This is a genomic window from Nocardia sp. NBC_00403, from assembly GCF_036046055.1.
Taxonomy (GTDB): Bacteria; Actinomycetota; Actinomycetes; order Mycobacteriales; family Mycobacteriaceae; genus Nocardia.
In genome coordinates this window covers 7714998-7727648 of record NZ_CP107939.1, presented here as the reverse complement: position 1 = coordinate 7727648, position 12651 = coordinate 7714998, and the positions used below count along the sequence as shown (strand labels likewise).

Genomic DNA, 12651 nt, shown 5'->3' with positions numbered 1-12651 from the left:
TTCGAATTCGTACATGATCGTTCGCCTTTCACACAGTTCGGTACATGATGTTCCAAAGATATGGAACATAATGTACTACAGTTTGGTTTGGTGCAAGATGTTCCGGAACGGTCCGCTCGGCGAACGGAGTGACAGGTGAACGATGTCCGGCAAGCGACCGCAGGCGCACCGCAGCGCGATCCGGACCCCCGGGTGCTGCGCAGCAGGCAGGCCGCGCTGACCGCCGCCCAGGAGTTGCTGGCCGAGGAGGGCTGGAGTGGCGTTACCCATGTGGCCGTGGCGGCCCGCAGTGGCATCGGCCGGACCACGCTGTATCGGCACTGGCCCGATGTGGCGGCGCTGATCCACGACGCGATCGTGCAGCGAATCGGCCAGGTCCGGCGTGCACCGTCCGGCGATCTGCGCACCGACCTCGTGGGCGAACTGAACGGTTTGCGGCAGCTGCTGCATGATCCGGTAGGTGAACACGGTATGCGTGCCGTTCTGGACCGCGCCCCGTTCGACCCAGCGTTCGAGAGCCTGAAAGAGGCGCTTTACCAAGCCGGTTCGGCGGGTTTCCGGACGATCCTGGAGACCGCCGATGCGAACGGCGAACTGTCACCCGACACCGAGCTCCCACTGGTCATCGATCAGCTGGCAGGCCCGCTCATCTTCCGCCGGCTCTTCGCCGGGCTCGCTATCGACGCCGACTACGTGAACACCATCGTCGACGACGTGCTTCGGCTACACACAGCGCGAGGCCTGACCCCCCGCCCAGAGGCGTAAGTTCGACGCACGCCGGATCCCACATCTCCCGGAAGGGAGCGAGAACCGAACCGCCGAGATGTCGGCGTCGCGCCCGTATCACAACCAGCCCAAAAGCCCCGGCGAACAGAACAATCGGTGATATCGCCATCGCCATGAGGAGCAGTTGCGCGGAATCCGGCGGTAGCGGCGAATCGGCGTGGGCGTGATACGAGCGCGCGATGACGCTGCTGGCCTCGGCTGGGGGAAACCGTACGCGTCGAGTGCGGATGCGGGTTGATCCCGGTGAACCGCACCGAGCTGCCCAACCGAACGACAGGCTCTCATCACGAACGAGTCAGTCCGCCAGCGTATTTCAGGCCGGATGGCGCATCTCGCTATCGACCGAAGTGAGAATTACCGTCGGGGGCAGCGGTGAACGTCGTCGACGATCTCGGCGCAGAGGCGTAAGCCACCGGCGACAGACAGCCCGCGGACGCTGGGCCGGCCCGACGAAGGATCTCGAGTTCCGCCTCTCAGCGGACACTGCGGACAGCGAGTCACGTAGGTTCTACTGACAGTTCCGTTCGTCTACGGCCTGGGCCATGGGGAGGAAGTGGTCGGCAAGGCCATCGCCGACCTGCCCGAGGCCGACCGGCCCTACATCTTCACCAAGGCCGGGCTGGTCTGGAACCCGGACGACCCGCAGGCCGCACCGCGCCGGATCATGAAGCCTGCCAGCGTCCGCCGCGAGGTCGAGGACTCGCTGCGGCGGCTGGGTGTCGACCACATCGACCTGTACCAGGTGCACTATCCCGACACCGGCGAATCGCTGGAGTACGCCGGTGGCGGCTTCGGCGCCGTCTCGCCCAACTGACTGGAGCCCTTTGAGCAGGTCCAGCGGTTGTGAGAGTTCTGATGCACCAGAATGGGTGCAGGAGGACGAGATCACGACATGGCGCGACGACGACACACCCCCGAGCAGATCATCCGCAAGCTGCGCGAGGGCGAGAAGCTGATCGGCGAGAAATTCTCGATCGAGGAAGTGTGCAAGCACCTCGAGATTTCCGAGGCTTCCTGGCATCGCTGGCAAGCCCAGTACGGCGGCATGAAATCCGACGACGCGAAACGGCTCAAGGAGCTGGAGCGCGAGAACGCGCGGTTGAAGAAGATGGTCGCCGAGCAGGCCCTCGATATCGACATGCTCAAGGAAGTGAACCGGGGAAACTACTGAGCCCGGACCGCCGTCGCAGGGCCGTGGTGGTTCTGCAGCAGCGGTTTCGGGTTTCGCAACGCCGCGCCTGCCGAGTGGTGGGGCAGTCGCGGTCGGTGCAACGTCGGCCGCCGACGGTCGCCGAGGCCGAACGGACGTTGAGGTGGCGGCTGCGCGCGATCTCCCGGCGTCATCCGCGGTGGGGCTGGCGGAAGGCACACGCGTTGTGCCGCGGCGAAGGTCTGGTCACCAACCATAAACGCACCCAACGACTCTGGCGTGAGGAGGGATTGAAGCGACCGAGTCGAGTGCGTAAGAAACGCCGCATCGGGCCGGGGCGGAATCAGCGGTTGAAGGCGTCGTTCCCGGATCAGATGTGGGCCCTGGATTTCCAGGTCGATGTCACCGTCGACGGCCGACAAGTCCGGTTCCTCAACATTATCGACGAGTTCACACGGGAAGCCTTGGCCACCAGGGCATTCCGGTCGTGTACCGCCGATCAGCTGGTCGGTGTGCTCCACGAGATCATCGTGGCCACCGGGGGTGAAGCCGACGCACATTCGCATGGACAACGGCACCGAGATGACCGCACACGCGATGCGGGATTGGTGCCGGTTCACCGGAGTCGATGCCTCGTTCATCGATCCGGGATCGCCGTGGCAGAACGGTGTCTGCGAGTCGTTCAATGGGCGTTTCCGCGACGAATTCCTGTCCTGCGAGGTGTTTCATTCCCTGACCGAGGTGCGGGTCCTTGCCGAGGACTGGCGCATCGAGTACAACAGTTACCGGCCACACGGATCGCTGGGTTTCCTTACCCCGCAAGCATTCCGTGAGCAATGGGTACCGACCGAGTTCGAGCAGCAACTACAACTCGCATAGCCGGTGGACCTGCCATCGGGGCCCAGTCAGAGCTCGGCTAGAACAGGCTGAACCGGTCGATACCCACGAACAATAGCGGTATCCGGCACGTCACTGGAGGCACCGCAAGGCCGCCTCGGAACACGGTACGTCGAGTGCACGAAATTCGGCATTTCCGGACGTTCGAAGCTGAGATAGGTCGTGCTAGGCACCGGTTCCGGGTGGCGGTGGTTGATCGCTCAGGGCTGCTCGGTGCTCAACCCAAGCCCGCCATCGCACAAACTCCGCGGCCAGGCTCTCGTCGGTGTGGGGGCCGGGATTCAGCGGGAACTCGGATTCGTTGGTCATGCGTGGTTGGACGCACTCGAGCGCGCGCCGATTCCGTGGTTGGGCGTTACCGAACGAACGGTTCGGTGGTGGTTGTCGGGCGCGCAAGCCGGAAATCCGGCACTCGGGCCTACCCCACTTCAGCGAAGATCGAGCCAGCCTGCTCGCTGGAGCTGATGGCCGATTCCCGACACAGCAAGCCCGACAACCTACGCCGCTACTTCAAACCCCTACCGGCCTCGCGCGCCATCACCAGCCTGCGCGACCTCGCCCCCGTCAGTCGCCGATGAGTTAGGAAAAAAGAAACGGCTGACGTTGTTCGTACCGGCCGACAGAGACACTTTGATCTGGTACCAGTAGTGCCAGCCGTTGCCGCGGAACTCGGCCCGGCGCTTGAATCCGGTGACGGTCGATAGGGCCAGCTCGTCGGTGGTCTCGAAATCATCGCTGGTGGAGCCGGAATTCAGAGTGAACAGGTAGCTATGCTGTCCGCCGCGTATCCGGACGATCGTGATGCCGGTGGGGAAATCGTTGTACAGCCTGCACGCCACCCCACGAGATGCGTCCGGCTCGTCGGGCTCCTCCCCGCCCATCTCCGACAACGGCACGAACAGTTCCTTGTCTTCCAAGTCGATCTCAGTCACTTGCGCCTCCCACGGTTGTGTGCCCTCGAACAAGGAATCAGCGGCGCGAACGCTGGCCGGATAACGTTGAGCCGCGCCAGCTTTGGTTGTGAAGACCCGGCCGAACAAGTATGAGCCCCCGGTTCACACCCCAGCGGCCGTTTCGGTCAAACACGACGCCCAGCCGATCGCGGTGGCGTCGGCGGTGAGACCTGTCGCTGTCCTGGGTGTAGACGCGCACGGTTCCGGGCGAGGAGACGGCTGCCCCAACCCGAGGCGGCGTCGTCGACCTCGGCGATTCGGTAGTTGGCGACGCGGCTGACACGACACCGTCCGTGCAGACGAAGGTGGGCTTTCTGGTCGAGTACGCTGATTGATCCGTCACGGGTTCGGGGAAGTCCGCCCACTACCGGCGTGCCGGACACCTCGGCCCCGGTCCCGAAAACGATCACGGTCACCCGGCCGCCGGACCCAGAAGGAAGCACACCCGAAGATGCCGTAGAGGGGCGTCTGAACGTAGTGCCATTCGCTTCCTGCTCGGCGAATTCCGGCTTTGACCGGCGATAGGGCCCGCGTCTTTGCCGCTATCGGTGGTCGACCTTCGATAGCTACGCGTTGCCGAGTTCGGGGATGTCGCGAGACCGACCCAACGGTTGCCTCTGGTGGTGATACACGGTAGTCGGCTACTTAACACTGGTGCCAGGGCCTGATCCCGGCCAGGATCGGGTCCAGGTACCCGGTGAGAAGCTCCCTAATCGGCTGCCCACCTGCCTCATTGGTGTGGCTCTCACATGGCTTGCGTCTCACCGGGTGCCGTGCCGGGAATGGCTGAAGAGGGGTTTGCCCAGCTCGAAGTAGCGGTGCCTTCCCGCACGGACCTCACACGCCGACACCGGAAGGACCCACTGGTGACAGTCATCATCGGAATGGACCCGCACAAACGCTCAGCCACGATCGAGATCATCGACCCCACCAGCACGATACTGGCCACAGGCCGATACGGCACCGACAACGCCGGCTACGCCGAAATGCTCACCACAGCAATGAAATATGTGGATCGGGTGTGGGCGATCGAGGGCTGCAACGGCATCGGCCGACACCTCGCCCACCGCCTGGTCCACGACGGGGAAACCGTGATCGACGTGCCGGCAAAACTCTCGGCACAGATTCGAGTGTTCGCGACCGGCAACGGCCGCAAAACCGACCCCGTCGATGCGCACTCGGTGGCGTTGGCGGCGTTGCGGTCACCGGATCTGCGCCGCGTGCAAGCGGATTCGGAGCTGATCGCGTTGGGCATGCTCGCCGATCGCCGCGACGAGCTCGGCCGTGCTCGCACCGACACCGTCAACCGGCTGCACCGGTTGCTGCTGGAACTGCTGCCTGGTGGGGCAAAGAAGTTCCTGACCGCGACCCAAGCCCGCAAACTGGTTGCGACCGTGAAGCCCCGCGATCCGGCGGGCAAGGTCCGGCGCCGCCTGGTCGTGGAGTTGATCGGCGAGTTGGAAACGATCGATCGCAAGATCAAGGCCGCAGACAAAGAACTGCGCCAGCTCGTCGCCGAGCATGGATCCACTCTGGTCGATCTGAACGGGATCGGTCCGGCCGGCGCGGCTCGGCTGCTCGCCGATGTCGGTGACATCCACCGATTCCGGGACCGGAATCGGTTCGCGTCCTGGAACGGCACTGCACCGTTGGACGCTTCCTCTGGTCAGCAGCAACGACATCGGCTCTCCCGCGCCGGGAACCGGAAGATCAACCGGGTCTTGCACATCATGGCCGTCGTTCAACTACGCCGTCCCAGCGCGGGGCGCACCTACTTCGATCGCCGCAGGGCCGGGGGCAAGACGTCGATGGAATCGATGCGGGCATTGAAACGACGCCTGTCGAATGTCGTCTACGCACGCATGCTCGCCGACCAGCAACGTCGGGAAACGGCAAGCCCGGGAGGGCAATCGGGGGCGACTACTGACTCCAGCGCGACCGGCTTGACCCCGCACACCGGCCCTTCGGACAAGCCACAACCCGGACTCACCACCAACCAGAATAGCCCCGAGCTCCAATCCGCGCCTTGACACGAGAGGGGAGCCATGTGCGCGCGTTCGCTGGTGAGTCGACCCTGAGCGCAGGCCGCAGCCGGGCTTCGGTGCGCGCCAGCGGCGTGAGCGGATGCCGCGGGTGTGTGAGTCTCGCGTGGTATCCAGGCATCGCTCAGCTGGTTTCGGGCCCGGCGAGGCCGGCGTAGGGCACGGTCCGGTCCCGAGGCCGGGACAGATGCAATGCGGCATGGTAGTAGCCCTCGGTCTCCTTTCCCGTGGGGTCGGCGCCGGTCGCGGCGACGGCCGCGACGGCGTAGCGCTGTTCGTCGGGATCGGTGAATCGACGTTGAACGACCGTGCGTTCCGAATCGACCTCGGTGACCAACCCATGCTCGGCCAGAGCGTCGGCGATGGGCTGGTAGGAGCCGGTGCGCAGCACGAACGCGGCGACCCACACCGGCTCCTTTGCGGCGTACAGCAACTGGTGGATGGTGCGGGCGGTCAGGAAGCTCGCGCCACCGGTCACGGTGATCAAACCGGCGGCTCCGGCCGCGCGCAGCAGGGCCGCGGAAGCGGTGTCGGTCTCCAGATTCTCGGAGAAGCCGGCGTCGAGCAGACCCACGGCCAGCGCGTAGTCGATCGCCGGAGCGGCGATATCCAGCCCGACCACCGGCACGGCATCATCACGGCGACGAGCGGCGTAGAAGTCTTTGTCGGACTCGATCAGTTCGGCCGTGTCCAGCGCGGCCACCCCCGGGCAGGTATAGCGGGCGTACAGGTCGGCGAGGGTCAGGTGGTGGTTGAGCAACGCCGCATTGATGCCGTACGAGCAGCACAGGTCCAGCACCGTCACCGGTCCCGATCGTGCGCGTGCCGCGGCCAGACGGCGGTATACCCGTTGGGCATGCTGCGGGGTCTGGTAGTCGAACCGGCCGAGACCGCCGAAGAACCCCCGCGGGTCCGGCTGGTCATAGATGTCGTCGAAAGGTGTTCTGCCTCCAGGGATTTGCGTCATACCTCGATGTTGGCACGGCATTCGGCAGCAGGTGATCGCAAATGGATTCGCCACACTCGAGCAGCAGACCGGCGTCACCTCCCGAATCCACACTCGCCGACCGGTCCCATCCTCGGCCTCGGCCCTGCTGCGGTGGCGGCCCAGCGTGCTCGCCGATCCGCACAATCAGCTCCCGGAGGTTGACCAATCTGTCGTCACGGGCGAACCCGCGAGCCGCACGGGCTCCGTCTATCGACGGCTCTGGCTGCTCGGACATCGGCAATACAGTGCGTTCGCCACCGGGTGTCGTGACCGCTTTGAACTGCCCGCTCGCGCCGACCACACCGGCCGTGCGGATCCCATCGAATCTTTATCAGGTGCTGTAATCCGGCGGCGTCGACGTGCCCAGGCAACCTGCGATACCAGCCGAAATCGCCAGATCACCGTGGGCCCGTTTTCGTGCCCATGCTGTCCGACCACCCGACGCACGACCTGCGACAGCAGCCGTCTACGCCCGCGGTCGTCCTTGCGCATCCCTCGTGGGTATCCCGCGCTCGCGGAACTTGTTCAAAACGGTCATCGCGTCAACACCGAGGTGTCGACCGACTTTGGCAAGAGACCAACCCAAACCATAAAGGTGGACAGCCTCATCAACCTGCTCAGCAGACAAACCACGACGACGCATCGGCACATCGTGACGATGGAGAATCTCGCTGACCGTCCGCCGCTCGATACCGGACCGGACACCCAACTGATACACCGTCTCTCCACCCATATAGCCGACAATGAGTTCTTCAATCTGATCGGCGCCGAGTTGGCGTGCCCGGCCAGGTCTGGGCCGAGCGGCGGCCGGTCGAGCGGGTGTGGCCGGGTCCGGCAGCTTCCGACGCAGGGCCTCCAGCGCTTCTACCTGGCGTTTCGTGTTGTAGTAACCTCCCCCAAGATCCACGTATTAATACAGGTCAGGACCGGTATCGCGCCGGTCCTGACCTGCTTCATTTGCGCCGACCCCACGTTTACCCCACGGTTTCGCCCCAATGTTTTCATCATGCTGGGGGACGTGTGGGAGGGTGGCTGTTCCTGACCTGGACGCCGTGGCTTGCGCCCGGACTCAGGGTTGCGCTCGAGGTGCACCAGCGCTGCCCGCGACCAGTCTCGGGCGTGGCTTGTCGAGGAAGTGCGATCAATCGAGGCCCGGAGGCTCACGACCTGTAGCCGGCCATGTGTTTTGGGTGACGGCGCCTGGGTATCCGCGTGCTGGCCGGGAGGTGCGTGGATGACTGTTGAGCGGGTGTCGGGCCCGACGGACCTGCGGTGGAGGTCCTGGCGTGATGCGCTGTGGCGCACGATTGGCGCGGTCTGGTCGGACAAGCTCACGGATTGGGCTGCGGCGCTGACCTATTACAGCGTGCTGTCGCTCTTCCCGGGTCTGTTGGTGCTCACTGCGGTTCTCGGCATGCTGGAGCCCAGCTCGACGGATACGCTGATCGACACCGTTGAGCAGCTCGGACCGGGCAGCGGTATCGCCCTTCTCGTCGACGCGATCGAGAATCTGCAGAATGCACGTTCGCTGTCGGGGCCCGTGGCGATGGCCGGGCTTGCCGTCGCGGTGTGGACCGCCTCCGCCTACGTCGGCGCGTTCATTCGCGCCGCGAACTCGATCTACGAGATCGATGAAGGCCGTTCGATGTGGAAGACGTTGCCACTGCGGCTTGGATTGACCGTCGCGCTGCTGGTCGTCGTCGCGGCGTGCACGGTCGGGGTGGTCGCCACCGGAGCGGTGGCTCGCGAGATCGGGGCGTGGTTCGGTGTCGGCTCGGCGGGTGTCCGGATCTGGGATGTACTCAAGTGGCCTGTGTTGGCTGTGCTGGTGAGTTTGGTGTGCGCGCTGCTCTACTGGGCCGCGCCGAATGTTCGGCACCCTGGGTTCCGTTGGCTGACACCGGGAAGTGTGCTTACGGTAGTTGTCTGGACCACTGCCTCAGCCGGATTCGCGGTCTATGTCGCGAATTTCGGTTCGTTCAACAAGGTTTACGGCTCATTGGCCGCTGCGGTGGTCTTCCTGGTGTGGTTGTGGATCACGAATCTCGCGGTGCTGATGGGTGCGGCGTTCGATGCCGAACTAGCGCGTGGGCGCGGCATCGAGCAAGGACGGTCACCTGATGCGACCCCGTTCCTACCGGCGCGCGACGAACCCGACTCAGGCGACACTGCCGCTCGATGAGCGGTCGTTCACGGCGTGTTCGCGTTCCGCTTTTGCGGGCGCGCGCTGTTCTTTCGGGATCGGGCCAGCTTGTTGAATGCCTGGCGGAGCTGGATGATTCGGATTCCTCCTGCCACGGCCATGACCAGTAGTCCGACGACGGCGGCGACCAGGATTGCGACCCCGATCGGCAGGGCGAAATGCCATCCGAGGAAGCCGAGCCGAACGCTGGTCGTGTTTTGAACTACGAAAATCAAGAGCACGATAAGGAATGCGCCGCCAGCGGCCAGGCTCACCCAGATGCTGCCCGCTCTGGTGCGGGCGACCCCGGTCGGCGGTGGCAGCGGTGGCTGGGTCGGGGGAGACGGTGTAGGCGGTACATCGTCGCGCTTGGGATATACAGACGGTTTACCTTGCTCGGCAGACTCCACGATGCTCTCCTCAGTTCGCGACAGCAGCGGCACCTCGGGTGTTTGTGCGCTGCGCTCATGCGGGCTTCCGCTTTAGCGGAGTAGCCCAACTATCGCTTCTGAACCAATCCCGGAGTCGCCGGTGCTACACGAATGAGAAAGGCCCCGCACCTCGATGGTGCGGAGCCTTTACAAGTCACGCTGGATCAGATAGCGCGGACATCCTGGGCCTGCGGACCCTTCTGGCCCTGGCCTACCTCGAACTCCACGCGCTGGCCCTCTTCGAGCGACTTGAAACCCGCCCCGCCGATAGCCGAGTAATGCACGAAGACGTCAGGGCCGCCTCCGTCTTGAGCGATAAAGCCGAAGCCTTTTTCACCGTTGAACCACTTCACACTGCCTTGAGCCATGTTATTAACAACTTCTTCTCTGTAGGTGAGCCGTGCAGATCACTTCGATACGCCCGGTCTCAACAGGTAACTATGCCATGAACCGCAGAATCCGCACGTCGGGGGCTCGTGGACCGAGCAGTCGACATGGTCGGCCGGAGTAACGAGGACAGCGAACGCTCGTCGCGTTGTTCCGGTATCCCACACGATCGGGTCGGTCTCAGCGAGCGGTTGTTCGGCCGGTCGAGGTGCTGGGCAGGGACGTGCACGAAGCGAGCCCGGCCGAGATGGCCGGGCTCGCGGAGTACCTGTTCTTTTCCGGCGTACTCGTTCGTGTCAGGCGTTGATCGCCTGCCGTCGGTTGCTGCGTTCGATGTTGATCTTGCGTGGCTTGGCTTTCTCTGCGATCTGGATGCGAAGTCGCAGCACACCATCGTTGTAGTCGGCGCTGATGGCCTCGGTGTCGAGGGACTCGCCGAGGAATAACTGCCGACTGAACACGCCCCGTGCTCGTTCCGCGGCGATCAATTCCCGGCCCGCGTTCAACTCCGGACGCTGTGCTCGCACGGTGAGTACGTTGCGTTCGACATCCAGATCCAGCGAATCCGGATCGACGCCGGGTAGATCCAGCTCGACCACGAATTCCTCGCCTTCGCGCCACGCATCCATCGGCATCGCCGCCGGACGTGCCGCAGTGCCGAATACCTGCTGTGTGAACCGGTCCAGATCCCGGAACGGATCGGTACGCATCAACATGGTCGCCACCTCCAACTGTCCTTTCATCTCGAATCTACTGGCAAGATAATCTGTGCCACTGGGTGCATATTTCTTATAGCACCGGGGGTGACTGTGTGCAACCAGCGAGCGTCGACAGGATTCGTCCCTGGCGTAACCCTGTGGGATGGTGCGCTGCTTCGGGCGCGCCGTCTCAGCCGGGAAAGGCCTGTACGCCGGGTTTATTCATGCACCCGCGTGCTGTTGGCCGAGTTCGAGGAGTGCTGTTGGGCGTGGTCTCGCCACGCGAGGGTCGCCGCTCGTGACGGTCGAGCGGTTGCGGCCGTGAATGGTGGAGCGGGCTACGGATCAGCGAGGGAAAAACTGTAGTGGTGAATGTAGACAACCGATGCGTACTGTTGTACTGTCGCTCTTGTTCAGAGAGTAGGAAGTCCGGTGGCCGTGGCAGAGATGAACTGCCCGGAAGATGTTAGGTTCGGCCGTCCCCTCCGGCTGGGGTGAAGTGAAGTAGTTGATGTTTGGTTGTACCGCCGGAGGGGACGAAGAACACCGCAAGTAAGCGCAGGAAGCGTCTCGACGAGTTTCCGAGCGGGACCGCGTCGCTGGTTGGCGCGGGGGTGCGCATCCAACGAACCGGGAGGTGGTCTACGAGCAAACACATACGCACTACGCGTCCCTGTGCACATGTCCGGACGCGGTGTGCGACACCGGCCTTGCCGGCCGATAGTCGGAATTGAAACAACAGATAGATCGACCCCAGGCCCTGGCGCTGTACGCGCCGGGGCCTGGAGGCATGAAATCCTCGAGAGGTGTAGTGGAAGATCCGCAAGCGAACCCTGACAGCACGCCCGCCGACCGGCTCGATGACGATGACTACCCCGCCTACAGCATGGGCCGGGCCGCGGAAATCGTCGGAGTCACTCAAGCCTTCCTGCGTGGTCTCGACGCCGCTGAACTGCTGACCCCGCAACGCTCCGAGGGTGGCCACCGCCGCTACTCTCGCTACCAATTGCGTATCGCGGCTCGGGTCCGGCAACTCGTCGACGAAGGCAACCCACTCGAGGCCGCGTGCCGCATCGTCATCCTCGAAGATCAGCTCGCCGAAGCCCAGCGCATCAACAGCGAACTACAGCAAACCCTCCGAGATGGCCGGGGCAAGGATCGGCACCCGCCGGAGTGACGGACCAACGGCGGCCGATCCGCTGTCGAAACAGGCGGAACCGATTCGCGCTGCCGACTGGAAGGTCACGCGTGGGTGGGCAGCAACTCGGTGATCTGACCCCGTGTGCGGGATTTGATCTCGTCGCGGAGTGGCCACACTTATCAACAGCCGGCTGAACACCCCACGGGAACGTTCCGCGGCGATCATTTCCCGGCCGGAGTCCAGCTCCGGGTGTGCGGCTCGCACGGTTACCACGTTGCGCTCGATATCCGGGTCCAGAAACTTCGGGTCGATACCGGGCAGATCGAACTCGGCCACGAACTCATCGCCCTCGCGCCAGGCATCCATCGGCATCACTGTGGGACGGGCCGCCGTGCCGAACACCTCCCGATGACGTGCTCTACGGAATTCCGGGCGGGCATGAGGGCTCCGAGACGTGGGCGGGCATTCCGGTCGCCTTCAGGCAACTATGAGACACATCCAACCGTCCGCCCACCGTCCGATCTAGCAACGATGCCGGTAGGGATCATGCCGGTGTAGTGGTGTCGTAAATAGGGCCCGGGCCGACTACTTCCCAGCGCCGTGCAGGCCACCGTGTTGAGACCACGCAACCAGGAGTCACTGGCGCGGTTGACTGACCTTGTCGTCGCCGGGTAGAGCGATACCCGGATGGGTCGTTAGACCCGCGGGCGTGGGACCAGCGGTCCTCGGGTGGCACGTGATCGACGGCGGCGCCAGAGGTTCGGCAGCGTCGGAAGTCTTACCTAACGCGGCGTGGCTCGACCCGTGCCGACCACCATCCACGGTGACGCCGACGGCGCGGTTGAACCGGCGTCCTGGCCGCCTCGAGGACTCCTCAGTGCCCACGCGGGGCGCAGAGATTTCGATGCCGAGGTCGGGCCGCCCGCCTCAACGGAACGAGGTTGGGGGATCGCGTCCCCGCCCCTCGCCAGCATCCCTGAGCACTACCTCCCGCGG

Annotated in this window: 11 protein-coding genes and 2 pseudogenes; 7 read left to right on the top strand and 6 right to left on the bottom strand. The window is 64.2% G+C overall.

What is annotated here, in order from left to right; translation table 11 throughout:
* Positions 1-135 precede the first annotated feature (135 nt).
* The 3 genes and pseudogenes from OHQ90_RS34645 to OHQ90_RS34635 all read left to right on the top strand — a co-directional run bounded on the left by OHQ90_RS34645 (position 136) and on the right by OHQ90_RS34635 (position 2815).
* Positions 136-765, top strand: coding sequence for a TetR/AcrR family transcriptional regulator (locus tag OHQ90_RS34645; RefSeq protein WP_328404810.1), 630 nt, complete (start codon positions 136-138; stop codon positions 763-765).
* A gap of 574 nt (positions 766-1339) precedes the next feature.
* The gene (locus OHQ90_RS34640; RefSeq protein ID WP_328404808.1) at positions 1340-1600 is read left to right on the top strand and encodes an aldo/keto reductase; all 261 of its coding nucleotides are present in this window, start codon (positions 1340-1342) and stop codon (positions 1598-1600) included.
* A gap of 78 nt (positions 1601-1678) precedes the next feature.
* A pseudogene (locus tag OHQ90_RS34635) lies at positions 1679-2815 on the top strand (IS3 family transposase).
* 536 nt (positions 2816-3351) lie between these two features.
* Here OHQ90_RS34635 and OHQ90_RS34630 read toward each other — a convergent pair.
* Positions 3352-3765 (bottom strand): hypothetical protein, encoded by a 414-nt coding sequence (locus tag OHQ90_RS34630; RefSeq protein ID WP_328404806.1) that lies wholly within the window; start codon positions 3763-3765, stop codon positions 3352-3354.
* An 887-nt stretch (positions 3766-4652) separates the two neighbouring features.
* Between OHQ90_RS34630 and OHQ90_RS34625 the strand changes: the two genes are divergently transcribed.
* On the top strand, positions 4653-5816 hold the full coding sequence (locus OHQ90_RS34625) for an IS110 family transposase (protein ID WP_328400997.1): 1164 nt from the start codon (positions 4653-4655) through the stop codon (positions 5814-5816).
* Between the two features lie 136 nt (positions 5817-5952).
* Here the strand turns inward: OHQ90_RS34625 and OHQ90_RS34620 are convergent, their stop codons facing one another.
* Positions 5953-6795 carry a hypothetical protein gene (locus OHQ90_RS34620; protein WP_328400999.1) on the bottom strand — a complete coding sequence of 281 codons (843 nt, stop codon included), beginning with the start codon at positions 6793-6795 and terminating at the stop codon, positions 5953-5955.
* 145 nt (positions 6796-6940) lie between these two features.
* On the opposite strand from OHQ90_RS34620, the gene OHQ90_RS34615 reads away from it, so the two are divergent.
* Positions 6941-7858, top strand: coding sequence for a hypothetical protein (locus OHQ90_RS34615; RefSeq protein ID WP_328404804.1), 918 nt, complete (start codon positions 6941-6943; stop codon positions 7856-7858).
* Between the two features lie 192 nt (positions 7859-8050).
* Positions 8051-8998, top strand: coding sequence for a YihY/virulence factor BrkB family protein (locus tag OHQ90_RS34610; protein WP_328404802.1), 948 nt, complete (start codon positions 8051-8053; stop codon positions 8996-8998).
* Positions 8999-9006: 8 nt separating this feature from the next.
* Here OHQ90_RS34610 and OHQ90_RS34605 read toward each other — a convergent pair whose 3' ends face one another.
* The 3 genes from OHQ90_RS34605 to OHQ90_RS34595 form a co-directional block, all read right to left on the bottom strand.
* Complete coding sequence (locus OHQ90_RS34605) at positions 9007-9408, bottom strand: LapA family protein (RefSeq protein WP_328404800.1); 402 nt, start codon at positions 9406-9408, stop codon at positions 9007-9009.
* 185 nt (positions 9409-9593) lie between these two features.
* Positions 9594-9797 (bottom strand): cold-shock protein, encoded by a 204-nt coding sequence (locus OHQ90_RS34600; protein ID WP_328404798.1) that lies wholly within the window; start codon positions 9795-9797, stop codon positions 9594-9596.
* Positions 9798-10112: 315 nt separating this feature from the next.
* Positions 10113-10547 (bottom strand): Hsp20/alpha crystallin family protein, encoded by a 435-nt coding sequence (locus tag OHQ90_RS34595; protein ID WP_328413313.1) that lies wholly within the window; start codon positions 10545-10547, stop codon positions 10113-10115.
* A gap of 853 nt (positions 10548-11400) precedes the next feature.
* On the opposite strand from OHQ90_RS34595, the gene OHQ90_RS34590 reads away from it, so the two are divergent.
* On the top strand, positions 11401-11691 hold the full coding sequence (locus OHQ90_RS34590) for a MerR family transcriptional regulator (RefSeq protein ID WP_328413311.1): 291 nt from the start codon (positions 11401-11403) through the stop codon (positions 11689-11691).
* Positions 11692-11834: 143 nt separating this feature from the next.
* On the opposite strand, the pseudogene OHQ90_RS39665 reads toward OHQ90_RS34590, so the two are convergent.
* Positions 11835-12057: pseudogene (locus OHQ90_RS39665) on the bottom strand (Hsp20 family protein); the annotation flags it as partial.
* Between the last annotated feature and the right edge of the window lie 594 nt (positions 12058-12651).